The organism is Chenggangzhangella methanolivorans, assembly GCF_019797865.1.
GTDB lineage: Bacteria > Pseudomonadota > Alphaproteobacteria > Rhizobiales > Methylopilaceae > Methylopila > Methylopila methanolivorans.
The window spans coordinates 2,379,130-2,405,149 of the sequence record NZ_CP081869.1; the positions used below are offsets into that span (position 1 = coordinate 2,379,130).

Below are 26,020 nucleotides of genomic sequence, written 5' to 3' on the forward strand. Positions count from 1 at the left end.
AAGTTGCCGAGGTGGCTGCCGTCCATGCCGATTTCCTCGGCGAACAGGCCGAGATGGTTGCCGTAGCCGAGGATCTTCTCGAAGCTCTCTCGGGCCTCGTCGACGCGGTTGGCGCGCGCGAGGCACTCCACGAACCAGAAGCTGCAGGCTGTGAAGGCGCCTTCCTGGCCGGGTAGCCCGTCATCCTGCCGGTAGCGGAACACGAGGCTGTCGTCGGTGAGCTTCTTGCCGATGGCGTCGAGCGTCGCGAGCCATTGCGGGTCGGTGGCCGAACAGAAGCGCACGAGCGGCATCAGCAGCATCGCGCCGTCGACCTCCTTGGATCCCTTGCTCTCGACGAAATGGCCGAGCTCGTCGTCCCAGAACGTCTTCCAGATGTCGCGGTGGATCTCGTCGCGGGTCTCGAACCAGCGCACGCCGGGCGAGGGGAACGAGCGCTGGCGCGCGAGGCGTATGGCGCGGTCGATCGCCACCCAGCACATCAGCCGCGAATGCAGGAACTCGCGCGGTTCGGCGCGAATCTCCCAGATGCCGGCGTCGGGATCCTTCCAGTGCTCGCAGACGTGGTCGACGATCGCGATCACGCTGTTCCAGCCGTCATGGCTCAGCGCGCGGCCGTACTTGTCGTTGAGGTAAACGGCGTCGAGCAGCTCGCCGAAGATGTCGAGCTGGATCTGGTCGACGGCGGCGTTGCCGACGCGCACCGGCCGCGCGCCGCCATAGCCTGAGAGGTGGTCGAGCTCGATCTCCTCGAGATCGGTCGAGCCGTCGAGCGCATACATGATGAGGAGGCCTTCCTCGCTCTCCTTCAGCCGCGAATGGGCCCAGGCCATGAAGTTCAGCGCCTCCTCGCGAAAGCCGAGCCTCATGAAGGCGTAGACCGTGAAGGAGGCGTCGCGGATCCAGGTGGCGCGATAGTCCCAGTTGCGCACGCCGCCGGGAGCCTCCGGCAGACCGAAGGTCGGCGCGGCGATGATCGAGCCATGGTCGCGCGAGCACATCAGCTTCAGCGCGAGCGCCGAGCGCAGCACCGTCTCGCGCCAGCGGCCCTTATAGGTCGATTGCGCGGCCCAGGAGCGCCAGAACCCGACGGCGTCGGCGAGCGCCTCCTCGGCGTCGTCGCCGAGCGGCGCGGCCTCGCCGCCGCCGTCGAGCGCGAACCAGGCGACCTCGCCCTTCCCGAGCGAAAAATCGGCGACCGCGTCCGGGCCGTCGACCTCGAGAAGGACCGTCGAGGTCAGCCGCAGCACCGCGTTGCCGGCGAGAAACGCCACGCCGTCCCGCACCTTTTCGGGCCGCGCTTCGACGCGGGCGTAATCCATGCGCGGCGCGCAGCAGACGCGGAAGCGGACGTTCCCACGGGTCGCCTCCACGCGGCGAAAGACCTGCGGTTCGCCGCCGTCGCGGCCGCGGGCGGGGCGCATGAAGTCGGTGACCTCGGCGCTGCCCTCCTCCGAGAGCCAGCGGGTCAGCGCGACATTGGTGTCGGGCAGGTAGATCTGCAGGGTGCGGGCGTCCGCGAGCTCCGGCTGGATCGAGAATTCGCCGCCTTTGTCCTCGTCGAGAAGCGCGGCGAACACCGTCGGGCTGTCGAAGCGCGGCCAGCACATGAAGTCGATGGAGCCGCGCCGCGACACGAGCGCGGCCGTCGCCATGTCGCCGATGAGCGCATGGTCCTCGATGGCGACCGCAGGCTTTCTCGCCGGCGCAGGCTTCTTCGCCGGCGCGGCCACGCCTTGCTTGGCCTGCGCCTTCGAGGCGGCCTGCGGCTTCGCCTTGTTCGGCTTGGCCGCCTTGCCCTTGCGCTCAGCCATTGCCGCGGAACTCCGGATAGAGCGTCATCCCGCCGTCGACATAAAGCGTCGCGCCGACCATGTAGTCGGCGAGGTCCGACGCCAGCCACACGGCGGCGTTGGCCACGTCCTCGGCCGCGCCGATGCGGCCGTAGGGGATGAGCTTCAGCAGCTCCTTCCCCGCCTCGCCTTCGGTCTCCTCCTCATTGATCGCGGTGCGGATCGCGCCGGGAGAGATCGCGTTCACGCGCACGCGCTCCTGCGCGAATTCCTGCGCCAGCGTCTTCATCATCATCGAGATCCCGCCTTCGAGGCGGCGTAATTGACGTGGCCTGCCCAGGGAATCAGGTCGTGCACCGACGACATGCAGATCAGCTTTCCGCGCGCCTTCGAGACCCCGCGGTCGCCCTGCGCGCGAAAGCGGCGCAGCGCTGCGCGGGCGCAGAGGAACTGGCCGGTGAGATTGACGTCGATGACCTTGCGCCAGTCGTCGAGGCTCATCTCGGCGGAGGCCGCGTCCTTCTGCATGCCGGCGTTCGCCACCACCACGTCGACCGCGCCGAAGCGTTTCGCCGTCGCCTTGAACATCGCCTCGACGTCAGCCTCGTCGGAGACGTCGGCCCCGATGGCGATCGCCTCGCCGCCGGCCTTCTCGATCGCGGCGACGACGTTCTTGGCTTCGTCTTCTTGCGAGCGGTAATTGACCGCGACCTTCGCGCCGGCCGCGCCCATGGCTTGGGCGGTCGCGCGCCCGATCCCGGAGCTCGCGCCAGTGACGAGCGCCACCTGTCCTTCCAGTGAAATCCGCATGAGCCTCGAGGAGGTCGTTGTCCCGCGAGGGGTCAACGGCCGTCGGGCGAGCCCCGTTCCCTGAACCGCTCGTGATGGGTTCTCGACGTGAGACGCCTCCCTCCCTGGGACAGGGGAGGGTAAGGGTGGGGTGGGCGCCAGAAAGAGGCGATGGCCGCCGATACATCCGGGACTGCTTAAGCTCTACGCCCAGCGACCCCACCCGACCCCGGCTCCGCCGGGGCCGCCCTCCCCTCTTCGAGGGAGGGAGGGTGCGCGCTTACTTCCGCTCCGCCAGCGTGAACCAGCCCACCCCCGCGAGCACGAGCGCCGCGCCTGCGAAGTCGATCAGCGTCACGGGCTCGGCCAGCAGAACCGCCGCGAGCGCGAGCGTCGCGATCGGGCTCACCGTGCCGATCACGGCGTTGGCCTGCGCGGTGATCTTGTGAAGGGCGGCCGAGAGCAGGAAGGTCGGCAGCAGCGTGCCGACGAAGGCGAGCACGAAGGCGACGACCCACGCGCGGGTCGTGAGCTCCCACAGCACCGACAGATCGCGCAGGATCAGGAACTGCACGATCGCGCCGATCGCCGCCCCCGTCATCGCGATGCAGGTGAAGAGTTTCGGGCCGAGCGCGCCGATCCGGGGCTTGGCCAGCAGCTGGTAGAGCGCGAAGGCGACCGCCGAGCACAGGACGAGCGCAGCCCCGATCTGGGTGGCTTCCGCGCCAGAAACCGTCATGTCCTTGGTGAAGACGAGCGCGAGGCCGGCATAGCTCAGCGCGAAGGCGCCGAGCGCCTCAAGGCGAAAGGGCTGTCCGAAGAACGCCGCGCCGAGCAGCACCGTGAACAGCGGATAGGTGAACAGGATCAGCCGTTCGAACGGCGCGGAGATGTAGTTGAGGCCCAGAAAGTCCGTGTAGGACGCGAACCAGTAGCCGAGCAGCCCGACGCCCAGCACGGCGACGAACATCCGCGCGTCAAGCGCCGCGGGCCTTCCCTCGCGCGCCACCGCCATGAAGCCGATCGCGACATAGACCGGGACCGAGAGCCCCATGCGCAGCGCAAGCAGCGTCTCGGTGTCGACGCCCTCCGCATAGGCGAACTTGATGATGACGCCCTTGGCCGAGAACAGGATCGCGCCCGCGGCCGCCAGCGCATATCCGGCCCAGGGTGCGCCGGCCGCGGGAGGCGGCGCGGCCGCCGGCTCGGACAGGCGCGCGGCTTCCGGGTCCGCGGATGCGGCGGAGGGCGTTGCTGGGGCCTGCGGCGTCGACATGGTCCCGAGCCGCTAGCACGCGCGCTCAGGGGCGGCCAGCGGCGTCGGCGCAAGCCTGCCGCGCGTCGGGCGGAATAGCCCGGCCGCTCCCCCGCGACCGGGCCAGACTCGCGTCTTTCGCAGCGGAGAGGGGCGGGAATCCGCTTTGACGCCCTTTCGGGGCGGGGGAAGCCACGCGAGACCGTTCCGGAAGCCGTCCGGCCGAACCGCGGCGCGACCTTAGCGCTCCATCCTGTCGCCCGACTGTCGGGGGCCGGAGATTTCTGCGGCTGGAATTCTTCGGGGGAGGCCGTAAAGACGGTCTGGGGCTGGGGCGTAGACCGTTTGCGCGCCGGAGTTCGATAGCGCCGATGAGGCTCCTACTCATAGAAGACAGCGAGCGCCTGCGAGAGCTCGTGACCGAGGCGGTCCGCGCGGCCGGCTGGCGGATCGACGCGGTCGGCAGCATGGCCGAAGCGGAGGCCGCGACCGCGGTCGCCCAGTACGACGCGCTCCTGCTCGACCTCGGCCTGCCGGACGGCGACGGGGTCGAGCTGATCCGCGCCCGCCGCGCGGCGCGCGACCAGACCCCCATCCTCGTGCTCTCGGCCCGCGCCGGCGTCGACGACCGGATCGGCGGGCTCGACGCCGGGGCCGACGACTATCTGGCCAAGCCCTTCAACAGCCGCGAGCTGCTGGCGCGCGTCCGCGCTTTGATGCGCCGCGCGCCGCTGTCGGCGCAGCCGGTGCTCGAGGCCGGCCGGCTGCGCTTCGACCCCGCGGCCGGCTCCGCCTTCTGCGGCGACGAGCCGGTGAAGCTGTCGCCGCGCGAACGCGCCCTGCTCGAAATCCTGATGCGCAACGTCGGGCGCGTCGTCACCTCCGGCCATCTCGAGGAGGCGCTGTCGGAGTTCGAGGGCACGACGAGCCGCAACGCCGTCGAGCTCGTGCTGTCGCGGCTTCGGCGCAAGCTCTCGCCCTTCGACGTCGGGGCCGCGATCGAGACCGTGCGGAGCGTCGGCTACCTGCTGCGCGAGGTCGGGTGACCGCCAGGCCGTCGCGGCCCGAGACGCTCGGCCGCGTCGTCGCCCGGCGGATCGTGCTGTTCGCGCTCATCGCCATGGTGGCGCAGTCGGCCTGGATGCTGTGGCGCTATCTCGGCGACCCCGACCATATGGCCGACCATCTCGTCGACATGGAGGTCGACGCGCTGTCGGAAGGCGTCAAGCTGCGCGACGGGCAGGTGACGTTCGAGCTGCCGCCCGGGCTCGCGGGCCGCTATGGCGGCGCGGCGACCGGCTACGCGGCGAGGGTGCGCGGGCCTGACGGCGCGACGCTGTGGCGAAGCTGCGACGAGGCCTGCATCGCCAAGGCGTTTCCGATCGACGAGCCGCTCGCCTCCTCGTGGATGCGGCGCAACGACAGCGGCTACCCGCTGTCGGTCAAGGGCGGCCACGAGGTTCTCGTCGGCGGGCGGAGCGTCTATGTCGAGGCGGCGATCGACGAGGATCCGGACGGCGTCGTCGCCAACGTCATCATCGCCGAACTCGTCGAGGAGATGCTCCTGCCCACGGGCGTCGCGCTGGCGTTTGCGATCGGCGCCTCGCTCTATTCGATCGGGCGCTCGCTCGCGCCCGTCTCGGAAGCCGCCCGGGCGGCCGGGGGGCTCGACCCGCTCGGGCCGATCGTGCGGCTCGACGCCGAAGGCATGCCGCTCGAGGTCGCGCGCTTCGTCGACGCGGTGAACCGAAGCTATGGGCGGGTGCGCGAGCTCGTCGCCGCGCAACGGCTGTTCACCGCCGCCATCAGCCACGAGATCCGCACGCCGCTCGCGGCGATTCGGCTCGAGCTCGAGCGCGTCGACCATCCCCGCGCCCGTCGCGCGACCGCGGAGCTCGACGAGCTCGTGGCCTTCGTCGAGCAGCTCACCGCGCTCGCCCGCATCGAGGCCGCCGACCGGCCGGTCACGGCGCCGGTCGACCTGACGGCGGCGCTGCGAGAGGTCGTCGCCGGCGTCGCCCCCTGGGTGTTCGACAAGGGCGCGACCATCGCGCTCGTCGAGGATGGGGCCGCCGCCGTGAACGGCGACGAGCGCCTGATCCGCAACGCGGCCCGCAATCTCGTGGAGAATGCGGTGAGGCACGGCGGAAAGGGCGTAGCCGTGACGGTGCGGGCGGGGCCCGGCGCCGCCTTCTCGGTCGAGGACGACGGCCGCGACGCGCCGGCCGCGGAGGAGATCGCCGCCCCCGGCCAGGCCCGCCTCGGCGACGGGCTCGGGGTCGGCCTCGAGATCGTGCGCCGTATCGCGGCGATGCACGACGCGCGGTTCGAGATCGCGCCGCTCCCCCCGCGCGGCGTCGGCGCGCGGTTGCTGTTTCCCGAGGCCTCGGCGGCGCCGCGCAGGACGACGTGACCCTCCGGCCGTAGGACAGGACGCCGCATACGCAGTTTCACGAACTGCGGCGGGATCACGTTCCCGTCATTCCAAAGCGCCCCGCGCATGGGGCGCTTTGGGGGGCGACATGAAAAGACTTCTCACTCTCGCGGCCTGCGCCGCGGTTCTCTCGGCCGCCGCGCCGTCGCGCGCCGACGAATCCGTCCAGCAGCTCGTCGACATCCTGCGCGCCCAGTCGGCCGAGAAGACCGCGGTCAAGGAACGCTTCACGCCGGCCGCGGGCGTGAAGGTGTCCCAGGTCCAGATCACCGTGAAGATCAACATCAGGTCGGACATCCCGGCCGACGCCAAGCCGACCTGCTCGGGCTACCTGCTGCACAACAACAGCAACAACGTCTCCTTCCAGGAGAACGCGACGATGATCAGCACCCGCAAGGGCGCGACGGCGACCTGCGTCCTCACCATCCCGTTCGCCTGGCCGGACGCGAACCTCGCAGGGATCGTCTACGCCAACGCCAGCATCTACTGGGGCGCCGGCCAGTCGAGCGGCCTGATCAACCGCAGCAGCTCCCGCTCCGCGGTGCCGCTCCCGATGCCGCCGGAAGGCGGGACGGCGAAGACGAGCCTCGACTTCACGCTCTGATCGGAATGCTGGCTGGCTGGGCTCAGCCCGGCCAGCCCTCGATCCTGAGGCCGCTCGCGGCCTCGGCCTCCTCGCGCGACACATGGCGCTTCGGCTCGGCGAAGGTCCAGACATGGCCCTGCGGGTCGCGCGCCTGATAGACGCGATCGCCGTAGAACTGGTCGGACGGCTCCATCAGGATCTCGGCGCCGGCCTCGCGCGAGCGCGCGCAGTGGGCGTCGACGTCCTCGTCGAGATGGACGTGGAGGATCTGGGTGCAGCGCCCGCCGACGGAAGCCGGGCTTGCGGTGAAGTCGGCCCATTCGGAGCCGACATAGACCAGCCCGCCGCGATGGCGCATCTCGGAATGGACGATCGCGCCGGCTTCGTCGCGGATCACCATCACGCGCTCGAAGCCGAAGGCCTTTTCGAGCCAGTCGAGCGCCGCGGCGGGATCCGCGTAGAACACGGCGCTCGCCAAGGCCGGGCGGCGGAACGGATCTTCCATGACGGCTCCGTATGGTCGGACGTCGCTTAGAGCCCGCGCACCTTCGCGGCGGAGTCCAGGAAGCCCTTGGTGGTGGCGAACAGCTCCGGCACCTCGAGCAGGAAGGCGTCGTGGCCCTTGTCGGTCGCGATCTCGACGAAGGAGACGTTGGCGGCCGCGGCGTTGAGCGCATGCACGACCTGCCGAGACCCTTCGGTCGGGAACAGCCAGTCCGAGGTGAAGGAGACGACGCAGAACCGCGTCTTCGTGCCCTGGAAGGCGCCCGCGAGCGTGCCGTCGGCCGCGAGGTCGAAATAGTCCATCGCGCGGGTGACGTAGAGATAGGAGTTCGCGTCGAAGCGCTCGACGAAGCTCGCGCCCTGGTGGCGCAGGTAGCTCTCGATCTGGAAATCGGCGTCGAAGCCGAAGGTGCGCGCGTCGCGGTCCTGCAGGTTGCGGCCGAACTTGGTCTGGAGCGCCGGCTCCGACAGATAGGTGATGTGCGCCGCCATGCGCGCGACCGCGAGGCCCTTGCGGGGCGTCGAGCCCTCGACGAGATAGCGGCCCTGCCGCCAGTCGGGATCGGCGGTGATGGCCTGGCGCCCGACCTCGTGGAACGCGATGTTCTGCGCCGAGTGCTTGTGCGCGGTCGCGATCGGCAGCGCGCAGAACACGCGGTCTGGATGGCGCGCCGCCCATTGCAGCACCTGCATGCCGCCCATCGAGCCGCCGGCTACGCAGAACAGCGACTCGATGCCGAGATGGTCGATCAGCATCGCCTGCGCGTCGACCATGTCGCGGATGGTCACGAGCGGCAGGTCGAGGCCGTAGGGCTCGCCGGTCGCGGGATTGGTGCTGGCCGGTCCCGTCGTGCCCATGCAGCCGCCGAGCACGTTCGAGCAGATGATGAAGAACCGGTCGGTGTCGATCGGCTTGCCGGGCCCGACCATGGTGGTCCACCAGCCGGGCTTGCCCGTGACGGGACTGACGTTCGCCACGTGCTGGTCGCCGGTCAGCGCGTGGCAGACCAGGATCGCGTTCGACTTCTCCGCGTTCAGCGTTCCATAGGTCTGGTAGGCGATGCGCAGGCCGGACAGGCTTTGGCCCGACTCGAGCGTGAGCGGCGCCGCGAATTCGGCGACGAGCGAATGCGGCGCGTCCGCCTCGCGGCGGGCGGCGGCGTTCGTTGAAAGCTCGATGGTCGCCTCGTTCATGGCGCCAAGGGTGAAGCGCCCGGGGGCGTTCCTGTCAATCATGGAAGGCGCGGACCCACGTGTCGGCGCGCCAGCGGCGCTGTCACGGCCCGTTCAGCACCGCGGCGCAGGCGGCCGGCATCTTGGCGAGCGTGAGCGGCGGCGCGGGCTTCGGCGGAACCTTGGGCGGGCGCGGGAACAGGCGGCCGGGCGTGAACCACCAGTCGAGCGCCTTGCCGCAGCCGTCGCCGGGCACGACGTCCGCCTGGCTCTTGCACGAGGCGTCGCTGCCCGAGCAGCCGAGCCGGATGTGTGGTAGTCGTGGCCCCAGACCGGCCGCACCTTCTGCAGCCAGGCCCGGTCGTTCCCCGCGTCCATGCAGAGCCGCCGCTTGATCGCCGGGTTGATCAGCACGCGCTCGACCTCCGGGTCGGTGGCGAAGATCTTGATGATCTGCAGCGTGTTCTTCGTGTAGTAGGCGTTGAGGTCGGTGCGGTTCTCGGCCACGAGATTGGTCGACATGATCTGCTCGCGCGCCTGCATGTTCATCTCGGCGGTCGGCATCGGGCGCAGCCACACGTCGACGTCGAGGCCGATCTGGTGCGAGGCGTGGCCCTTCAGCATCGGGCCGCCGCGCGGCTGCGACATGTCGCCGATGAGCAGGCCCGGCCAGGACGTGTTGGCCGCCACCTTCTTCGAGATGCGCTGGATGAACGAGACGAGCTTGGTGCGGCCGTAATAGCGGTTTCGCGAGGGCCGCATCACCTGCCAGGTCGCGCCCGAGAGCGGCAGCGCCTTGGCCCCCGCCATGCAGCCGTTCGAGTAGAAGCCGATCGACTCCTCGCGGCCCTGGCTCGGTTTTTCGACGCGGCCGAACAGCTCTTTCGCAGGCGTGCCGGGTCCGACGGATTTGAGCGCCGGCACCGCATAGCCCGGCGGCGTGATGTCCTGCGCGGCGACCGGCGCTGACATCGTCAGGGCGAAAGCGGCGCACAGGCGAACTGCGCGCTTCGAGACGCCGCTTCGCGGCTCCTCAGCATGAGGATTCGCGGCGCGCTGCGCGAAACGCAGAAACTTCATCCTCGACATCCCTCATGCTGAGGAGCCGCCCGCAGGGCGGCGTCTCGAAGCACGCAGTCGGCCTCGACCAGCCTCATCCGCGCGCCTCCGACGCCCGACGCTCGATCGCGTCCCAGGTCGCGGCCGCGGCGTCCGGGCCTCCAAGACGCTTCACCGCGCGGATGCCGGTCGGGGAGGTCACGTTGATCTCGGTCAGAAATCCGTCGATCACGTCGAAGCCTACGAAAATCAGCCCGCGCCGCTTGAGCTCGGGTCCGATGGTCTCGCAGATTTCGCGTTCGCGCGAGGACAATTCGGCGGTGTGCGCCGCTCCGCCGCGGATCATGTTGGAGCGGAGGTCGCCCGCCGCCGGAACGCGGTTGACCGCGCCCGCGAACTCGCCGTCCACCATCAGGATGCGCTTGTCGCCCTTGGACACGTTCGGCAGGAACTTCTGGACCATCCAGGGCTCTCGGAAGCTCGTGGAGAAGAAATCCAGCAGCGAGCCGTAATTGAGGTCGTCGCTCGTGAGGCGAAACACCGCCGAGCCGCCATGGCCGAACAGCGGCTTCACGACGATGTCCTTGTGCTCCTCGCGGAAGGCCGCGACCTCGGCCTTGTCGCGGGTGACGAGCGTCGGCGGCATCAGGTGCGCGTAGTCGAGCACGAAGATCTTTTCGGGCGAGTTCCGCACCTGAACGGGATCGTTGACCACCAGCGTGTTCGGATGGACGCGCTCCAGCATGTAGGTGGTCGAGACGTAGAGGTTGTCGACCGGCGGATCCTGCCGCAGCAGCACGACGTCGATTTCGCTTGCGACGTCGACGCGGGTCTCCTCGCCGAGGCTGGCATGGTCGCCGACCACATCGCGCACCTCGCAGGGGCGGACGCGCGCATGGACCTGCTGGCCGGTCTGGCTGAGGCGGTCGGGCGTGTAGACGGCGAGTTCGTGGCCGCGCGCCTGAGCCTCCAGCATCAGCGCGAAGGTCGAGTCGCCTGCGATGTTGATCCGTTCGATCGGATCCATCTGGACGGCGACGCGGAGCTTCATGGGGACCGGATCTCTTACAGGCCGAAGGCGTTCGGCACGCGCTGCGGAAGCCGGCCGGGAACCACCAGCACGACGTCGAAGCTGACGACATATCTGGCGAATTCGGGCCGCTTCGCAAGGAAGGCTTCGGCGCCGCGGCGGATGCGGGCCTGCTGGCGCGGCGTCACCGCCTCGGCCGCGTCTCGAAACGTCGAGCGCGCCTTGACCTCGACGAAAGCGAGCGTGCGGCCGCGCAAGGCCACGACGTCGACCTCGCCCACGCCCGCCGACCAGCGCCGGGCGACGATGCGCCAGCCGGTGAGGCGCAGCAGCCAGACGGCGCGCGATTCGGCCGAGAGGCCGAGCCGGAAGGCGCGGATGCGCTCGGGCGCCGCGGCCACGGATCAGTCGGACTTCGCAAGGTCGAGCGCGCGGGCGTAGACCTCCCGCCGCTTGACGCCCGTCGCGGCCGAGACCTCCGCCACCGCGTCCTTGAGCGAGACCCGCTTCAGCGCCGAGACGAGCGCCGCGTCGAGATCCTGCGCCTGCGGGGCCGCCTCCTCGCCGGGCGGTCCGACCACCAGCACGATCTCGCCCTTGGGCGCGGGCTCCTCGGCGAGCTGCGCCGCGAGTTCGGCGAGCGTTCCCCGCCGCACCTCCTCGAACCGCTTGGTGAGCTCGCGCGCAAGCGCGGCCTCGCGGGGGCCGAGGCCGTCCGCGAGATCGGCCATGGCGGCCGCGACCCGCGGGCCGGTCTCGTAGAACACGAGCGTCGCGGGAATGCGGACGAGCTCCGCGATCCGCGCCTGTCGCGCGCCCTGCTTGGGCGGCAAGAAGCCTTCGAAGAAGAACCGGTCGGTCGGCAGCCCCGCGACCACCAGCGCGGTCAGCGCCGCCGAGGCGCCGGGCGCGGCGACGACATGAAAGCCGCCGACGATCGCGTCCCTCACGAGCTTGTAGCCAGGGTCCGAAATCAGCGGCGTGCCGGCGTCGCTGACGAGCGCGATCCGCTCGCCCTCGGCGAGCCGGGCGAGCACGCGCGGCCGCATCTCGGCGGCGTTGTGCTCGTGATAGGGCTGAAGCTGCGTCGAGATCCCGTAATGACTCGTCAGCTTGCGGGTGACGCGGGTGTCCTCGCACAGAACGAGGTCCGCGGCGGCCAGCGTCTCGAGCGCCCGAATGGTGATGTCGGCGAGCGCCGATCGGGGTCGCGACGACGTGAAGGCCCGGAGCGAGCGCGCCCGGCGACACCCGCGAGCCCGCAAGGACGTAGCCGCGAGCTTCGGGAGGTCGACGATCGGACGGGTCTTCGGAAGCCGGGCGAGGGCTCGCGGGCCTTGGCATGGGTGCGCTCGTCTTGTACTCAACGGCGAAGTCTATCGGGCCAAGCCTGCGGCGCAAACCGGCCGCGCGGCTCCCGGGACTGACCATCGGGGCGGTGTCTTTCGCCGGTCGCCATCGGGGCGGCGACCGGTCGAACTGGCGGTGGCGGTAATGTTTCTCAACTGGCGACCGATGTGGCGCGGCGCGATCGTCGCAGGCCTGTGCGCGTTCGTCGCGGCCTGCGACTCCGACAGCGGCATGGACCGGCGGCGCTCGACCCGATGCCCCAGGCCGCCCCGACGCCGCAGGTGGAGTCCAAGCCGCTCGACGCGGTGGTGGGCCAGGGAGCCGTCAAGGTCGCGCTCGTGCTGCCGCAGAGCGCGGCCGGAACGCCGGCGCGGCCGCGCAGTCGATGCGCAACGCCGCCGAGCTCGCGCTCGCGGAATTCAACACGCCCGACATCCAGCTCGTGGTGAAGGACGACGGCGGCACCGCGCAAGGCGCGCGCGCGGCCGCGACCGCGGCGACCGACGAGGGCGCCAAGCTCGTGCTCGGGCCCCTGTTCGCCCATTCGGTCGCGAGCGCCGGCCAGGTCGCCAAGCAGCGCAACGTGCCGATGCTCGCCTTCTCCACCGACCAGAACGTCGCGACCAACGGCGTCTTCCTGCTGAGTTTCATGCCGGAGTCCGACGTCCAGCGGATCGTCTCCTACGCGGTCGCGCAGGGGAAACGCTCCTTCGCGGCGCTGCTGCCCGAGACCGGCTACGGCTCGGTTGTCGAGGCCGCGTTCCAGACGGCGGTCGCCAAGGCCGGCGGGCGCGTGGTGGGTCTCGAGCATTACTCGTCCGACAAGACCAAGATGTCGGAGGCGATCGCCCGGCTCTCGAGCGCCCTGCCCCGGCCGACGCGCTCCTCATCCCCGACTCGGCCTCGGACGTCCAGACCGTCGTCGGCATGCTGGCGACCAACGGCGTCAACCTGAAGCGCCTCCAGCTGCTCGGCACCGGGCTTTGGGACGATCCGGCGATCGCGCGCGACGAGAGCCTTTCTGGCGCCTGGACGCAGCGCCCGACGACCGCAACTACAAGAACTTCGCCGAGCGCTACCGGGCGAAATACGGCTCTTCGCCGGTGCGCACCGCCTCGCTCGCCTATGACGCGACCGCGCTCGTGGCCGCGCTCGTGAAGACCCAAGGGGCGGGCGCGCTGACCTCGGACACCTTCGTCAATCCGTCGGGCTTTTCAGGCGTCGACGGCGCGTTCCGGTTCAAGTCTGACGGCGGCAACGAGCGCGGGCTCGCGGTCTACAAGGTGCAGCCCGGCGGCGCCGTGATGGTGAGCCCGGCGCCCACGAGCTTCTCCGGCCAGACCGCGCAGGCCTCGCCGCCGGTTGCGCCGGGCCAGAGCGAATGACCACCTGAGAGTGTATGACTGGTATGCCATAAACGTAATGGTGCGGGAGGCCGACTCGGCTCAGCGTCCCGCGCCATGGCATACGTCACATACGGCCCTCTGGGCCATGAGCTGGAAGCCTCCTGCGAGACGGCGACGCAGGCGGTCTCGATCCTGACCGATCTCGTCCAGCGCAGCGAGAAGGCCATCATGGTCTCGATGCACGAGACCGGGGCCTTCGCGCTCGATCTGCTGCGCACGCTCGCCGATCACGAGCAGAGCGACGCGCCAGCCCAGGACCGCCTCGCGGCGCTCTGAGCCTCACCAGATCCGCGTCACCGAGAACCCCGCCTGCCGGATGAGCTGGACGAGGCCTCGGTCGCCGGGAAGGTGCAGCGCGCCGACAGCGATGAAGGCCTCCCCGGAGCCGAGCAGCGGCAGAGCCCGCTGCAGCATGCTGGCGTTGCGGCGGGTGATGAAGGACGAGATGAACTCGGCGTAGCCGTCGACGTCGAAGGCGCCCGCCCAGTCGGGCCCGCGCATCGCCAGCAGATAGCCGATCCGGCGGGTCGAATAGAGCCCCATGATGGTGCTCTCGACGTCTTCCGGCTTCAGCCCCTTTTCGGTCGCCTCGCGCATCATCCGGAGCGCGACCTCGTCGGGGATCGAGGCGAGCGCTTCGACCTGCTCGGCCGGCGTCTCGAGCCCCGTCAACCGCGCCCCCTGCTCGACCGCGAGCCGCTCGATCCGCGCGTCGGCCGTCTCGGTGTCGACGCCGGCCGGCGGCGGGCCGCAGCGCGAGCGCGACAAAGCGAGCGCCAGATACCAGGGCTGCAGCTGCTCGGCGACCGGCGCGGGGATGCCGGCGCGCGCGATGCGCTCCTCGACCTGCGCGCGCAGGTCCGGCGACAGCGCGCCGAGCGAGTCGCCGCCCGGCCGGAAACTGCGATTGGCCACGAGCCGGCGCAGCTCCGCCGCGACCCGGCGCGTGCTCGCGCCCGGAAGCTCGGTCGCCACGATGCGAGAGCGGCGCAACGCGGCGAGCACAAGCTCGTCGAACGACTTCGCGATCGCCTCGCTCGAATGCATCGTGCCGAAGAGATAGGAGGGCTTCGAGCCCCGGCCTTCGACGCGCCACAGCAGCCCCTGGCCGTTGGCGACCGCGCGCGCCGAATTCTCGAACCGGGCGAAGCCGGCGGCGTCGCTCGTCTGCAGGGATTTGACGAGGTCGACGCCGACGCAGTCGGCCGCCCGCAGCACCGGCGCCTGGGTTTGATCGCTCGGGGCGGGGCCCGCCGAGGGGCCGGTCTCGCGCCAGCTTCCGGCCTGCATCGCGGGAGCCGCGGGCTGCTGTCCGCCCGCGAGCGCGGGAGCGGCGGAAGCCAAGGCGAGCGCGATCGCCAGGAGCGTCGTGCGGCGCGCCCGGCGTCGTCCGGCCCCGTCGAGCTCGACCGTCGCAACCGCCATCGGCGCGGATGATGCGCCGCGCCGCGCCGCTCGCCAACCGGAATTTCGGACGGGCAGGATCCCGTCCACGGACCGCTTGGGCCCGTGACGATCGTCAGGTCGAGACGACGGTCTTCAGGCGGCCTCTTCGTCGGCCGCGCCGAGATCGCGCCAGCCGGCCACGGTCGAGTCGGCGTTCATCTCGTAGATGATCGGCGCGCCGGTCTTGAGCTCGCGCTTGAGAAGCTCGTCGGGGGTGAGACGCTCGAGCGTCATGATGAGCGCGCGCAGCGAGTTGCCGTGGGCGGCCACCAGCACGGTCTCGCCGTTCAACACGCGCGGCAGGATCTCGCGCACGAAATAGGGAAGCGACCGCGCGACCGTATCGCGCAGGCTCTCGCCCCCGGGCGGCGGCACCTCGTAGGAGCGGCGCCACATCAGCACCTTCTGCTCGCCCCAGGTCTTGCGGGCGTCGTCCTTGTTGAGGCCGGTGAGCTCGCCGTAGTCGCGCTCGTTCAGCGCCTTGTCCTCGATGGTCTCGAGGCCCTTCTGGCCGAGCGCGTCGAGCATCAGCTGGCAGGTGCGCTGGGCGCGCTTGAGCTTCGACGTGAAGGCGACGTCGAAGACGAGACCCTCGGTCTTCAGCAGCTCGCCGGCCGCCTTGGCTTCCTCGACGCCCCGCTCCGTAAGGTCCGGGTCCTTCCAGCCAGTGAAGAGGTTCTTCAGATTCCACTCGCTCTGGCCGTGACGGACGAGGACGAGGCGACGCTGCATCGAGAAGCTCCAGGGGCAAAGGCCGGGGAAGGCGCGGGCGGGCGCTGTCCGCTCCCTTAGCGCAAGTGCGAAGAGAATGCGACGTCGCTCGACGTCAGCTCCGGTCGAGACCGAGCACGTCCGCCATGCCGTAATGGCCGGGCTTGGCGCCCTTGCCCCAGAGCGCGGCCTTCACCGCGCCGCGGGCGAAGATCATCCGGTCCTCGGCGCGGTGGCCGAGCTCGACCCGCTCGCCGGGCCCGGCGAGGATCACCATGTGGTCGCCCACCACGGTGCCGCCGCGCAGCGTCGCGAAGCCGATCGTCCCCTCGACCCGCGCGCCGGTATGGCCGTCGCGGACCCGCACGGACTGTTCGGCGAGGGCGACTTCCCGGCCCTTGGCCACCGCCTCGCCGAGCAGCAGGGCGGTGCCCGAGGGCGCGTCGACCTTCATGCGGTGGTGCATCTCGACGATCTCGACGTCCCACTCCGGCCCGAGCGCGCGCGCCGCCTGCCGGGCGAGGCCGGCCAGAAGGTTGACGCCGAGGCTCATGTTTCCGGAGCGGATCACGACAGCGTGGCGCGCGGCGGCGTCGAGGCGCTGCAGGTTCGTCTCCGACATGCCCGTGGTGCCGATGACATGGACGATGCGGGCCTGCGCGGCGAGCTCGGAGAGCGCGACTGTCGCGTCCGGGACCGTGAAGTCGATGACGCCCTCGGCGGCTGCGACCAGCGGCAGCGGATCGTCGGTCACCGCGACGCCGAGCGGCCCCACGCCGGCGAGTTCGCCCGCATCCTTGCCGATGGCGTCCGAGCCCGCGCGCTCGAAGGCCCCGGACAGCTCGGCTCCCTCGGTCTCCGCGATCGCGCGGATCAGCGCGCGGCCCATCCGGCCGGCGGCTCCGGCGACGACAAGGCGCATGGGCATGGCGACTGGCTCCGTACTTCGCGGCGTGGCGCGCCCTCATAGCAGGGGGATGGGTCGTGGAGCGAGAGAAGAGGAGCGGGCTCCGGGTCTCCCTCCCCTGGGACAGGGGAGCGTTAGGGTGGGGTGCGCTTCAGGAAGGGGCGCAGTCGCCGCGTCATCGAGCAGGACGGCGGCGCACTAGGCCCTGCGACCCCACCCGTCACGCCGCTCCGCGGCGCGCCACCCTCCCCTCTCCGAGGGAGGGAGGAAGGAAGGAAGGAAGGAAGGAAGGCTGGTCGCGCGCAGGCCCGCCGCCCCTGTTGATTTGAATCATTCTCATTCGAAACCGTTGAACTTTCCGAGCGCCGATTGATTCCGCCTCGGCCGAGCGTCAAGGAAATCACGCCTCGTGTGGCCTCAAAGGTCCGCAACCGCGCGCGGCGTGGGGAGGCGCGGACCCAAGGCCACACCCGATGACCGCACGTCTTCTCGCCGGCGCCGCCGCGCTTCTCGCCAGCGCCCTCGCCGCCCCGGCCTTCGCCGCGGAGGTCAACGTCTACACCACCCGCGAGCCCGGCCTGATCAAGCCGCTGCTCGACGCCTATGCGGAAAAGACCGGGACCAAGGTCAACACCGTCTTCGTCGAGAAGGGGCTGGCCGAGCGCGTCGCCGCCGAAGGCGCGAATTCGCCGGCCGACATCCTGATGACGGTCGACTTCGGCAACCTGATCGACCTCGTGGACAAGGGTCTTGGCCAGAAGGTCTCGTCCTCGACGCTCGACGGCGCGATCCCCGCCGCGTTCCGCGATCCGGGCGGCCAGTGGTACGGCCTCTCGATGCGCACCCGCGTCGCCTATGTGGCCAAGGAGGACGCCGCGGCCGCCAAGGGCCTCACCTATGAGAACCTCGCCGACCCGAAGTGGAAGGGCAAGGTCTGCATCCGCTCGGGCCAGCACCCCTACAACACCTCGCTCATCGCCGCGATGATCGCCCGCGACGGGCGCGACGCCACCAAGGCGTGGCTGCAGGGCGTGAAGGCGAACCTCGCCCGCAAGCCCGCCGGCGGCGACCGCGACGGCGCCAAGGACATCGCCGCGGGCACCTGCTCGGTCGCGATCGGGAACTCCTACTATGTCGGGCTGATGCGCTCGGGCAAAAGCGGCCCCGAGCAGCAGAAATGGGCCGACGCCATCGAGGTCGTGCTCCCGACCTTCAAGAACGGCGGCACCCACGCCAACGTCTCGGGCGCGGCGGTCGCCAAGAACGCCCCGAACAAGGACGAGGCGGTGAAGCTGCTCGAATATCTCGTCTCCGACGAAGCTCAGGGCATCTACGCCAAGGCGAACTACGAATACCCCGTGAAGGCCGGCGCCCCGGTCGACCCGATCCTGGCGGCCTTCGGCGCGCTCAAGATCGACGAGACCCCGTTGGTCGACATCTCGAAGAACCGCAAGGACGCCGCCGCGCTGATCGACGAGGTCGGCTTCGACAGCTGACCTTGTCCGGCTGGTGGGGCTCAGGTCGCTCGGACGCCGTCATGCCCGGCGGAGCCGGGTATCCACGACTTGGGCGCCCACCGCGCTTTACGAGCAAGTCGTGGATACCCGCGAAGACGCGGGCATGACGGTGGAGCTTTGGCTTCGATGACGCGGGGCTGGCTGATCGCAGGTTTCGGCGCGGCCGCGCTCGCGCTCGCGCCGGTCCTGGGGCTCGCGGGACTGGCGGCGCAGGGCTCGGGCGAGCTCTGGCCGCATCTCTGGTCCTTCGTTCTGCCCCAGGCCGCGAAGGAGACCACGACGCTTCTCCTCGGCGTCGGCCTCGTGGTCTCGATCGTCGGCGTCGGGACCGCATGGACGGTCGCGGCCTTCCGGTTTCCGGGCCGCGGCCTCTTCGAATGGGCGCTGCTGCTGCCGCTCGCCATGCCGGCCTATGTGGCGGCCTTCGCCTACGCCGACCTGCTGCATCCGCTCGGCCCCGTGCAATCGGGGCTGCGATGGCTGCTCGGCTTTTCGAGCCCCCGCGAATTCCGCCTGCCCGACATCCGCTCGATGGGCGGCTGCGTCCTGCTGCTCGGCGCGACCCTCTACCCTTACGTCTACCTCACCGCCCGCGCGACCTTCGCGATGCAGTCCGCGGCGGTGCTCGAGGTTCCGCGCACGCTCGGCGCCGGCCCGCTGCGCGCCTTCTTCACCGTGGCGCTGCCGCTCGCCCGTCCCGCCATCGCGGTCGGCGCGGCGCTTGCGCTGATGGAAGCGCTGAACGACGTCGGCGCGGCGGAGTTCCTCGGCGTGCGGACGCTCACCGTCTCGGTCTACTCCACCTGGGTGAACCGCTCCTCCGTCGAAGGCGCGGCGCAGATCGCGCTGATGATGCTGGCGCTCGTCGTCGCGCTCGTCGCGCTCGAACGCTGGGCGCGGCGAAAGCAGCGCTCGATGAGCTCCGCCCGGCAGGGCCGCCGCGCGAGCCCCCGCGAGCTCGGGCCTCTGGGCCAGGCGCTCTGCGTCGCGATCTGCGCGGCGCCGGTGCTGGTCGGCTTCGGAGCGCCTGCGCTTCATCTCGCCGGCGAGGCCTTCGCCCGCGTCCGCGCCTTCGGCATGCCGCCGGAACTCTTCCGGGAAGCCGCCAACAGCTTCGCCTTCGCAAGCCTCGCCACCGCCGCAGCCGTCGCGCTCGGCTTCGCGGCGGCCTATGCGGTCCGCGTCTGCGGCGCGCCGGCCCGGCCGGCGCTGCGGGCCGCAGGCGTCGGCTACGCGATGCCGGGCGTCGTGGTGGCGGTCGGCCTGCTGACGCCGCTCGCGGCCTTCGACAACGCCGTCGACGGCTTGGCGCGCGAGTGGCTCGGCGTCTCCACCGGCCTGCTGCTGTCGGGCTCGGGCGCGGCGCTGATCTACGCCTATGTGGTGCGTTTCCTCGCGATCCCCGCGGGCGCGATCGAGGCGGGGCTGGCGCGCATACCGACGAGCCTCGACGACACGGCGCGCAGCCTCGGCCAGACCCCGACGGGCGTCGCGTGGCGCATCCACGCCCCGCTGGCCGCGCCCGCGATCGGGGCCGCGGCGCTCTTGGTCTTCGTCGACTGCATGAAGGAGCTGCCCGCGACGCTGCTGCTGCGACCGCTCAATTTCGAGACGCTCGCGACCCATGTCTATGGCGAGGCGGCGCGCGGGTCCTACGAGAGCGGCGCGGTGGCGGCGCTCGCGATCGTGATCGTGGGTCTGGCGCCCGTGGCGCTCATCGCCAAGGCGAGCGGACGCGCGGCGGTGGCGCACGCGGCGGCCGGTCCCGCACAAGCAGCCGCGCCGGAACCTGCGTAACCATTCTGCGCGGCCATCTGTCGCCGTCATCCCTTCTGATGACGACATTTCGGCCTAGAATGATTATGAACTCGCCCAGGATGGGACGTTCGATGAGTTACAACGACGTTTTCCGCCGTGCGGTCGAACAGCTGCACACCGAGAAGCGCTATCGCGTGTTCGCCGACCTCGAGCGACGAGCAGGCGACTTTCCGCGCGCCACCTGGCATGCGCCCGAGGGGCCGCGCGAGGTCGTGGTGTGGTGCTCCAACGACTATCTCGGCATGGGCCAGCATCCGAGCGTGATCTCGGCGATGACCGAGACCGCCGAGAAGGTGGGCGCAGGCGCCGGCGGCACGCGCAACATCGCGGGCACCAACCATCCGCTCGTCCTGCTCGAGCAGGAGCTCGCCGACCTCCACGGCAAGGAGGCGGGCCTCGTCTTCTCTTCCGGCTACGTGTCGAACGAAGCCTCGATCTCGACCATCGCGCGGCTGATGCCCGACTGCCTGATCCTGTCGGACGCGCTGAACCACGCCTCGATGATCGCCGGCATGCGCGGCTCGGGCTGCGCGCGCAAGATTTTCCAGCACAACGATCTCTATGACCTCGAGCGCCTGCTGAAGGAAGCCGGCCGCGACCGGCCGAAGCTGATCGCCTTCGAGAGCGTCTATTCGATGGACGGCGACGTCGCGCCGATCGGCGCGATCTGCGACCTCGCCGAAGAACACAACGCCATGACCTATCTCGACGAGGTCCACGCGGTCGGCATGTACGGTCCGCGCGGCGCCGGCATCGCCGAGCGCGACGGGGTGATGCACCGCGTCGACGTCATCGAGGGCACGCTCGCCAAGGCCTATGGTGTGATCGGCGGCTACGTCACGGCCTCGCAGCCGGTGGTCGACGCGATCCGCGGCTATGCGCCGGGCTTCATCTTCACCACCGCCATGCCGCCGGCGATCGCGGCCGCGGCGCGCGCCTCGGTGGCGCATCTCAAGAGCAGCCAGGCCGAGCGCGACCGTCACCAGCGCCAGGCCAACCAGACCAAGCTCGCGCTCGCGGGCCGCGGCCTGCCGGTGATGGCGTCCGAGACCCACATCGTGCCGGTGCTGGTTGGCTGCCCGGAGAAGGCCAAGGCCGCCTCCGACATGCTGCTCGCCGACCATGGGATCTACATCCAGCCGATCAACTACCCGACGGTGCCGCGCGGCACCGAGCGGCTGCGCATCTCGCCCTCGCCGCTCCACGACGACGCGCTGGTGCGCGATCTCGCGGACGCGCTCGACGCGGTGTGGTCGAAGCTCGACCTGCCGCGCCGCTACCAGGCGATGGCCGCAGAGTAAGTAAGGCCGCAACGCCGCAGAGGCGCTCGAGCCCCCGCCGGTCATCCCGGGCCTGTCCCAGGATCCAGAACCGACGCGCTCCGGGATTCTCAATCCACCGTTCCGGTTCCGGATCCCGGCTCTTCGGCCGGGATGACGGGCGCCGCCGCCCGCTCAAAACGCCGGAGGCAGTCGCGTCAGGCGGATGGGGCCGAGCGACAGCCGCCCCTTGTCGAGCTTCAGCCGGTAGGTGGTGGCGGGCTTGCCGTCGAGCTCGGCGGGCTTGCCCAGCAGCTTCGCGCCGACCCCGAACAGCGACGACAGCCCGCCCTTCTCCTCGCCCGCGAAGGACTGGACGAGACTGTCGACGCCGCGCGCGGTGACGTCGAAGCGGCCGTTCGCCCGACCCTCGACGTCGAGCTGCGCCTCGCCCTTGGCCTCGGCGGCGACGTCGCCGCGCGAGATCTTCAGCAGGTCGACGCGCGCCCGTCCGCCGGCCTCGGCGAAGCGGCGCAGACGGTCGGGGAGCGATCCCGGATGCAGATCCTCGAGGCCGCTCGCGCGGATCTGGAGTTCGGCGGCGACGGGTCCGGAGCCGACCGGCGCCGCGTCGAAGAACGGCGAGACCGCCTCCTCGAGCGCCGCGGCGAGGTCGTAGGTGCCGCGCTCCGCGTCGGGCGCGCGGCGCAGATGCGCCTCGAGCGCCTTCGCCGTCCCGACCTCTTCGCCGCCCATCGTCAGGCGCGGGGTCTCGACGCGCAGCGACGCCTGCTCGACCGTCCTTCCCTCGACCCGCGCGCTTCCGCGCGCGTCGGAGAACGACAGGTCGATCCGCGTCCCGTCCGGCGCGGTTCCGGCCACCGGGCCGTGGAGAATTCCGATCAGGCGCTTGGGATCATAGACCTGCGCCAGCGCGACGAATCGCGGGGCGGTCGCGGCGATCTCACCGCCCTCGGCCGCGAGCCGGACGCTGACGTCGCGGCAGTCGACCTCGATCCGGAACGGGAAGCCCTGAATGTCGCGGCCGCCGCAGGCGTAGGTCCGGCCGAGCTTCGCCTCGCGGGCGAGCCAGACGTCGATCGCCTCGCCGGCGCGGCCCGCGGCCCAGAACCAGAAGCCCGTCCACGCCGCGCAGCCGACGAGCAGCAGCAGGGTGGGCGCGAAGAGGCGCCAGCGCCCGCGGCGCGGGCCGGGTGATGGGGCGGCGTCCGTCATCGCGTGGTGGACCTCGATGCTGCGGCGCGGCGCCGACCTTGCCGGACCCGCGCGGGGCTGGTACCCGAGACATGCGGGTCGGCCGCCGTCAAGCGCCCGCCGATTCGCGCCGGTTGAGCGACCGATGACCGACAGCGGAATACCGACAGACATCGATCTCTGGGTGTTCGCCTATGGCTCGCTGATGTGGCGGCCAGGCTTCGAGGCGGCCGAGCGCTCCTGCGCCACCGTCGACGGCTATCATCGCGCGCTCTGCATCGAATCCCATCGCCATCGCGGCACGCCCGAGCGTCCCGGCCTCGTGCTCGGGCTCGACGAGGGCGGTTCGTGCTGCGGGGTGGCGTTTCGCGTCGAGGCGGCGCGCGTCGCCGACACGCTCGCTTATCTGCGCGAGCGCGAACTCGTGACGCGGGTCTATCTCGAAACGATGCTGCCGGCGAAGCTGCAGGACGGGCGCACGGTCGAAGCGGTCGCCTATGTGGTAGACCGCGACCATCCGCAATATGTCGGGCTGCTGTCGCCGGAGGAGACGCTGGAGCGCGTCGCGGGGAGCGTCGGGCTCGCAGGCCCAAACCCCGATTACGTCGTGAACACCGCTCGGGAGCTCGACCGGCTCGGCGTCGGCGATCCGACCTTGTCTTGGCTCGCGGCGGCGTTGACGGTCAGCACAGAGGAATAGGCCTGCGTGCCGCTGACGAGATCCTCGAGCGCCTCCTTGCGGCGCTGGGGATTGGCCGCGAGCAGGTGGACATGGGCTTCGAGCTGCGCGGCGGGCGAGAGCATGAGTCCCGGGAGCAGGTCTCCGCTCTGGCCGGCCCAGACGATCTCGCGGCCGCCGCCGGGCTCGATCGCGACGAGCAGGACGATGGCGCCTTCGACGCGCATCGCGTCGCCGAGCGGCATGACGGTAACGAGATAGCGGCGGCCCGAGCGCCCGCGCCAGATGCGGTAGCGATCCTCGAAACCGCCTTCCCGGGCCACAAGCGCAAGGCCGTCGTCTTCCGGCGACACGGCCTCCGGCGAAGCGGCGGCGAGCGCGTCGATCTGACCTTCTTCGGACTTGCCCTCGATCATACGAATCACCTTCACGGCAACCCTACTCAAGTAGGGACACTATAATTGTCGAAAGTCAAATTATCGATAGAATACAAATGCGCGATTCAATTGCGCTTTCCGTACCTTGCTTCCGCCACCAACGCCTCAGTCGCGGTTTCGATCCTCTGGCGCACCATTTCCTGAAACGCCACGCGGTCGAGACCTGCGGGGATAGGATCGAGAAATTCGATCACGGCCCGTCCCTGGCGGCGCGCGATCGTGCCCTTGGGCCAGAACACGCCCGCGTCGATCGCGACCGGATGGCAGGGCAGGCCGAGCCGCTCGTAGAGATGGCCGACGCCCAGCTTGTAGCGCGGCGCCTCGCCGACCTTGCGGCGCGTGCCCTCCGGATAGATCACGATCTGCCGGCCGTCGGCGGCCGCCACCTTGGCCTGCTCGATGATCTGGACGAGCGCCTCGCTCCCGGCCTTCCGGTCGATCGCGATCATCTTCATGCGGAGCAGGAACCAGCCGAAGAACGGCAGCCAGGTGAGTTCGCGCTTCAGCACGAAGGCGGGGTCGCTGAGCGACGGCATCAGGCCGAAGGTCTCGAGCGCGGAATGGTGCTTGGCCGCGACGAGCGCCGCGCCCTTCGGGATGTTCTCGACGCCGCGGATCTCGAGGTCGATGCCGACCAGCGCGCGCAGCAGCTTGAGATTGGCGCGGCACCACCAGTCGGCGACCGAGATCGCGACGCCGCGCGGCAGGATCAGCACGAACGGTCCCGTCACGAGCGCGACCGCGCAGACGAGCGCCGCCATCGCGACGTTGAAGACGACGACGCGCTTGCGCACGGTCTTGCCGGCGCGGGGCGCGCCGGGGGCGTAAGGCTCGACGGCGGCGTCGGGCTCTGCGGGAAGGATCGCGCTCAGGAGCGGGCGGCCGGCTCAGCCGGTCCCTGCACGGTCTCCGCCCCGACAGGCGCCTTGGCGAGGCGCGGCGCGAGCCGGACCCTGACGAGCGCCGCCACATACTTCACATATTCGCCGGCGAGCAGGCGCGCGGTGTCCAGGTCCCGCCACCAGTGCTCGCCCTTGAGGCGGTCGGTGACGACCGCATAGGGGATCAGTTCGACGTTCGGCATTTCACGCGCGAGCTCCATCATCGTGCGGGGCATGTGATAGCCCGAAGTCACCACGATGAGCGAGCGGAAGCCGTGGCCCACCGCCCAGCGGCGGGTCTCGACCGCGTTCCCCGCGGTGTTGAGCGCGCGCCGGCCGAGATCGACGCAGCAGCGCGCGAAAGCGGCGTAATCCGGCTGGGCGCGGGCGAGCTCCCGCTCGGTGGTTTCGGGATGGACGCCGGAGATCAGCAGCCGCTGCCGCGGCCCGACGCCAGCAGGCGCAGCGCGTCCGACAGCCGCTCCGCGCCGCCCGTCAGCGCCACGATGCCGTCGCCGGCGGCCGGCGTCGACTGTTCGGCGCCCGGCACCAGCTGCACGAATGCAGGAAGCCGGCGAACATCAGCGCCGCGCAGCCGCCCGTGATCACGGCGAGCGTCGCCAGCGCCCTGCGGAAGGGCGAGGCGTCCGGCCCGCGGGCCGGCTCCGTCGGTATGCTGTCAGACCGGGTCGCCATCGTCGCGATGTCGCTTCGAGCCTCCAGAGTGCGCCCTCGCCGGACGCGGCGTCCAGTCGCCGCCGACGAGATGCAGGTTCAGTCCATGGCGCGCAAGGTCTTGTAGACCGTGAGCCGGGACGTCGCGGCGGTGAGGCCTGCGACCACGAATGCGAGGACGGCGACGCCGAGATAGGCCGACAGGCCGATCTCGAACGAGCCGAAGAGCGCGTCCATCTGGTCGACGGTCGCGCTGCCGACCCCCTGGGACGCCGTCATGCCGGCGGCGAAGAAGGTCGCGATCGCAGCGCCGCCGCCGACGAGCGCGCCCCGGAGCCCGAGCCGCAGGAAGCGGTTCTGGAACTGTCCGGCGATGTAGCTGTCGCGCGCGCCTACGAAATGCAGCACCTGCACGATGTCGCGGTTCGACGCCATCGCGCCGCGCGTCGCGAACACCACCGAAAGCGCGGTCGCGACCAGCATCAGCGCGAGAATGCCGATGCCGAGCCACACGACGGCCCGGGCCATCGCCACCAGCCGGTCGAGGAAGCGGCGATGGTCGTCGAGCGTCGCGCCCGGCGCCTCCTGGGCGAGCGCCTGCTTCAGCCCGTCGGCGTCGAACGCCTGTTCGGCCGAGAGCTTGAGCACCACCAGGCGCGGGATCGGCAGGTCGTCGAGCGCAAGGCCCGAGCCGAGCCAGGGCTCGAGCAGGCGCGCGGTCTCGTCCTTCGAATAGGTCCGCACCTCCGAGACGCCGCGCGTCGCGCGCGCCAGCCGCTCGACGGTCGCGGCCTCGACGTCGAGGTCGCGGCCCTCCGCCGGCCGGATCTGCACAGTGGTCTCGCGCACGACGTCGCGCTCCCAGGCGTCCGCCGCCCCGAGCGTGAGGTCGACGGCCCCGAGCGTCAGCGAGGCGAGGTAGGTCATGATCGCGATGACGATCAGCAGCGTGCGGCCCGAGACCGAAGACGACGGCACGATCGGCCCGAGCCTGCGGTTCTGCCGCGACGCGGGCTTGCCGGCCGGCCGGCGGCGGGTGACGCCTTCGAGGACGTGGGGGAGGCGCTCATTCGTAGACGTGCAGCCGGCCGTCATG

Annotated in this window: 24 protein-coding genes and 4 pseudogenes; 10 read left to right on the plus strand and 18 right to left on the minus strand. The window is 70.7% G+C overall.

The genetic code is table 11. The features are described 5' to 3' along the window. Positions 1-20: 20 nt before the first annotated feature. The 3 genes and pseudogenes from K6K41_RS12450 to K6K41_RS12460 all read right to left on the minus strand — a co-directional run. Positions 21-1,814, minus strand: a pseudogene (locus K6K41_RS12450) (glycoside hydrolase family 15 protein); the annotation flags it as partial. After that, positions 1,807-2,603, minus strand: a pseudogene (locus K6K41_RS12455) (glucose 1-dehydrogenase). The pseudogenes K6K41_RS12455 and K6K41_RS12450, both read right to left, overlap by 8 nt. A gap of 259 nt (positions 2,604-2,862) precedes the next feature. Further along, complete coding sequence (locus tag K6K41_RS12460; protein ID WP_261405293.1) at positions 2,863-3,858, minus strand: DMT family transporter; 996 nt, start codon at positions 3,856-3,858, stop codon at positions 2,863-2,865. Between the two features lie 350 nt (positions 3,859-4,208). Between K6K41_RS12460 and K6K41_RS12465 the strand changes: the two genes are divergently transcribed. From K6K41_RS12465 to K6K41_RS12475, 3 genes are all read left to right on the plus strand, one after another. Continuing rightward, complete coding sequence (locus tag K6K41_RS12465; RefSeq protein WP_261405294.1) at positions 4,209-4,883, plus strand: response regulator transcription factor; 675 nt, start codon at positions 4,209-4,211, stop codon at positions 4,881-4,883. After that, a complete protein-coding gene (locus K6K41_RS12470; protein ID WP_261405295.1) occupies positions 4,880-6,250 on the plus strand; it encodes a sensor histidine kinase in 1,371 nt (456 codons plus the stop codon). The genes K6K41_RS12465 and K6K41_RS12470 overlap by 4 nt, the downstream gene beginning before the upstream one ends. A 109-nt stretch (positions 6,251-6,359) precedes the next feature. Then, complete coding sequence (locus K6K41_RS12475) at positions 6,360-6,875, plus strand: hypothetical protein (RefSeq protein ID WP_261405296.1); 516 nt, start codon at positions 6,360-6,362, stop codon at positions 6,873-6,875. A 22-nt stretch (positions 6,876-6,897) separates the two neighbouring features. On the opposite strand, the gene K6K41_RS12480 is transcribed toward K6K41_RS12475, so the two are convergent. From K6K41_RS12480 to rsmI, 6 genes and pseudogenes are all read right to left on the minus strand, one after another. Beyond that, the gene (locus tag K6K41_RS12480; protein WP_261405297.1) at positions 6,898-7,362 is read right to left on the minus strand and encodes a VOC family protein; all 465 of its coding nucleotides are present in this window, start codon (positions 7,360-7,362) and stop codon (positions 6,898-6,900) included. Between the two features lie 26 nt (positions 7,363-7,388). Next, the gene (metX, locus tag K6K41_RS12485; RefSeq protein ID WP_261405722.1) at positions 7,389-8,555 is read right to left on the minus strand and encodes a homoserine O-acetyltransferase MetX; all 1,167 of its coding nucleotides are present in this window, start codon (positions 8,553-8,555) and stop codon (positions 7,389-7,391) included. Between the two features lie 82 nt (positions 8,556-8,637). Further along, a pseudogene (gene mepA, locus K6K41_RS12490) lies at positions 8,638-9,506 on the minus strand (penicillin-insensitive murein endopeptidase). A gap of 181 nt (positions 9,507-9,687) precedes the next feature. After that, on the minus strand, positions 9,688-10,644 hold the full coding sequence (gene gshB / locus K6K41_RS12495; RefSeq protein ID WP_261405298.1) for a glutathione synthase: 957 nt from the start codon (positions 10,642-10,644) through the stop codon (positions 9,688-9,690). A 14-nt stretch (positions 10,645-10,658) separates the two neighbouring features. Continuing rightward, complete coding sequence (locus K6K41_RS12500) at positions 10,659-11,024, minus strand: YraN family protein (RefSeq protein ID WP_261405299.1); 366 nt, start codon at positions 11,022-11,024, stop codon at positions 10,659-10,661. A gap of 3 nt (positions 11,025-11,027) precedes the next feature. Then, positions 11,028-11,967 (minus strand): annotated as a pseudogene (gene rsmI, locus K6K41_RS12505) (16S rRNA (cytidine(1402)-2'-O)-methyltransferase). Between the two features lie 391 nt (positions 11,968-12,358). Here rsmI and K6K41_RS12510 point away from each other — a divergent pair. From K6K41_RS12510 to K6K41_RS12520, 3 genes are all read left to right on the plus strand, one after another. Next, the gene (locus K6K41_RS12510; protein ID WP_261405300.1) at positions 12,359-12,928 is read left to right on the plus strand and encodes a penicillin-binding protein activator; all 570 of its coding nucleotides are present in this window, start codon (positions 12,359-12,361) and stop codon (positions 12,926-12,928) included. A 28-nt stretch (positions 12,929-12,956) separates the two neighbouring features. Then, positions 12,957-13,358: a type 1 periplasmic-binding domain-containing protein gene (locus K6K41_RS12515; protein WP_261405301.1), complete on the plus strand. Its 402-nt coding sequence runs from the start codon at positions 12,957-12,959 to the stop codon at positions 13,356-13,358. Positions 13,359-13,433: 75 nt separating this feature from the next. After that, positions 13,434-13,655, plus strand: a complete 222-nt coding sequence (locus tag K6K41_RS12520) for a hypothetical protein (protein ID WP_261405302.1) — start codon at positions 13,434-13,436, stop codon at positions 13,653-13,655. Positions 13,656-13,658: 3 nt separating this feature from the next. Here K6K41_RS12520 and K6K41_RS12525 read toward each other — a convergent pair whose 3' ends face one another. The 3 genes from K6K41_RS12525 to dapB form a co-directional block, all read right to left on the minus strand. Next, on the minus strand, positions 13,659-14,804 hold the full coding sequence (locus K6K41_RS12525) for a TraB/GumN family protein (RefSeq protein WP_261405303.1): 1,146 nt from the start codon (positions 14,802-14,804) through the stop codon (positions 13,659-13,661). A gap of 114 nt (positions 14,805-14,918) precedes the next feature. After that, positions 14,919-15,557 carry a 2,3-bisphosphoglycerate-dependent phosphoglycerate mutase gene (locus tag K6K41_RS12530; RefSeq protein WP_261405304.1) on the minus strand — a complete coding sequence of 213 codons (639 nt, stop codon included), beginning with the start codon at positions 15,555-15,557 and terminating at the stop codon, positions 14,919-14,921. 94 nt (positions 15,558-15,651) lie between these two features. Then, positions 15,652-16,458 carry a 4-hydroxy-tetrahydrodipicolinate reductase gene (dapB, locus tag K6K41_RS12535; protein ID WP_261405723.1) on the minus strand — a complete coding sequence of 269 codons (807 nt, stop codon included), beginning with the start codon at positions 16,456-16,458 and terminating at the stop codon, positions 15,652-15,654. Between the two features lie 458 nt (positions 16,459-16,916). On the opposite strand from dapB, the gene K6K41_RS12540 reads away from it, so the two are divergent. From K6K41_RS12540 to hemA, 3 genes are all read left to right on the plus strand, one after another. Next, complete coding sequence (locus tag K6K41_RS12540) at positions 16,917-17,939, plus strand: Fe(3+) ABC transporter substrate-binding protein (RefSeq protein ID WP_261405305.1); 1,023 nt, start codon at positions 16,917-16,919, stop codon at positions 17,937-17,939. Between the two features lie 147 nt (positions 17,940-18,086). Then, positions 18,087-19,757 (plus strand): ABC transporter permease, encoded by a 1,671-nt coding sequence (locus tag K6K41_RS12545; RefSeq protein ID WP_261405306.1) that lies wholly within the window; start codon positions 18,087-18,089, stop codon positions 19,755-19,757. A gap of 92 nt (positions 19,758-19,849) precedes the next feature. Then, positions 19,850-21,079, plus strand: coding sequence for a 5-aminolevulinate synthase (gene hemA / locus K6K41_RS12550; protein ID WP_261405307.1), 1,230 nt, complete (start codon positions 19,850-19,852; stop codon positions 21,077-21,079). A 153-nt stretch (positions 21,080-21,232) separates the two neighbouring features. Here the strand turns inward: hemA and K6K41_RS12555 are convergent, their stop codons facing one another. Further along, a complete protein-coding gene (locus K6K41_RS12555) occupies positions 21,233-22,273 on the minus strand; it encodes a DUF2125 domain-containing protein (protein WP_261405308.1) in 1,041 nt (346 codons plus the stop codon). A gap of 124 nt (positions 22,274-22,397) precedes the next feature. Here K6K41_RS12555 and K6K41_RS12560 point away from each other — a divergent pair, with 124 nt between their 5' ends. Next, a complete protein-coding gene (locus K6K41_RS12560; RefSeq protein ID WP_261405309.1) occupies positions 22,398-22,952 on the plus strand; it encodes a gamma-glutamylcyclotransferase in 555 nt (184 codons plus the stop codon). Here the strand turns inward: K6K41_RS12560 and K6K41_RS12565 are convergent. The 5 genes from K6K41_RS12565 to K6K41_RS12585 all read right to left on the minus strand — a co-directional run bounded on the left by K6K41_RS12565 (position 22,853) and on the right by K6K41_RS12585 (position 26,019). Beyond that, the gene (locus tag K6K41_RS12565; protein WP_261405310.1) at positions 22,853-23,362 is read right to left on the minus strand and encodes a hypothetical protein; all 510 of its coding nucleotides are present in this window, start codon (positions 23,360-23,362) and stop codon (positions 22,853-22,855) included. The genes K6K41_RS12560 and K6K41_RS12565 overlap by 100 nt on opposite strands. 71 nt (positions 23,363-23,433) lie before the next feature. After that, positions 23,434-24,162, minus strand: a complete 729-nt coding sequence (locus K6K41_RS12570) for a lysophospholipid acyltransferase family protein (RefSeq protein WP_261405311.1) — start codon at positions 24,160-24,162, stop codon at positions 23,434-23,436. A 74-nt stretch (positions 24,163-24,236) separates the two neighbouring features. Beyond that, on the minus strand, positions 24,237-24,683 hold the full coding sequence (locus K6K41_RS12575) for a YdcF family protein (protein ID WP_315855223.1): 447 nt from the start codon (positions 24,681-24,683) through the stop codon (positions 24,237-24,239). Next, complete coding sequence (locus tag K6K41_RS12580) at positions 24,677-24,799, minus strand: hypothetical protein (RefSeq protein WP_261405312.1); 123 nt, start codon at positions 24,797-24,799, stop codon at positions 24,677-24,679. Before K6K41_RS12580 ends, K6K41_RS12575 begins: the two co-directional genes overlap by 7 nt. 224 nt (positions 24,800-25,023) lie before the next feature. Beyond that, positions 25,024-26,019: a cell division protein FtsX gene (locus K6K41_RS12585; protein ID WP_261405313.1), complete on the minus strand. Its 996-nt coding sequence runs from the start codon at positions 26,017-26,019 to the stop codon at positions 25,024-25,026. Position 26,020: the final 1 nt, after the last annotated feature.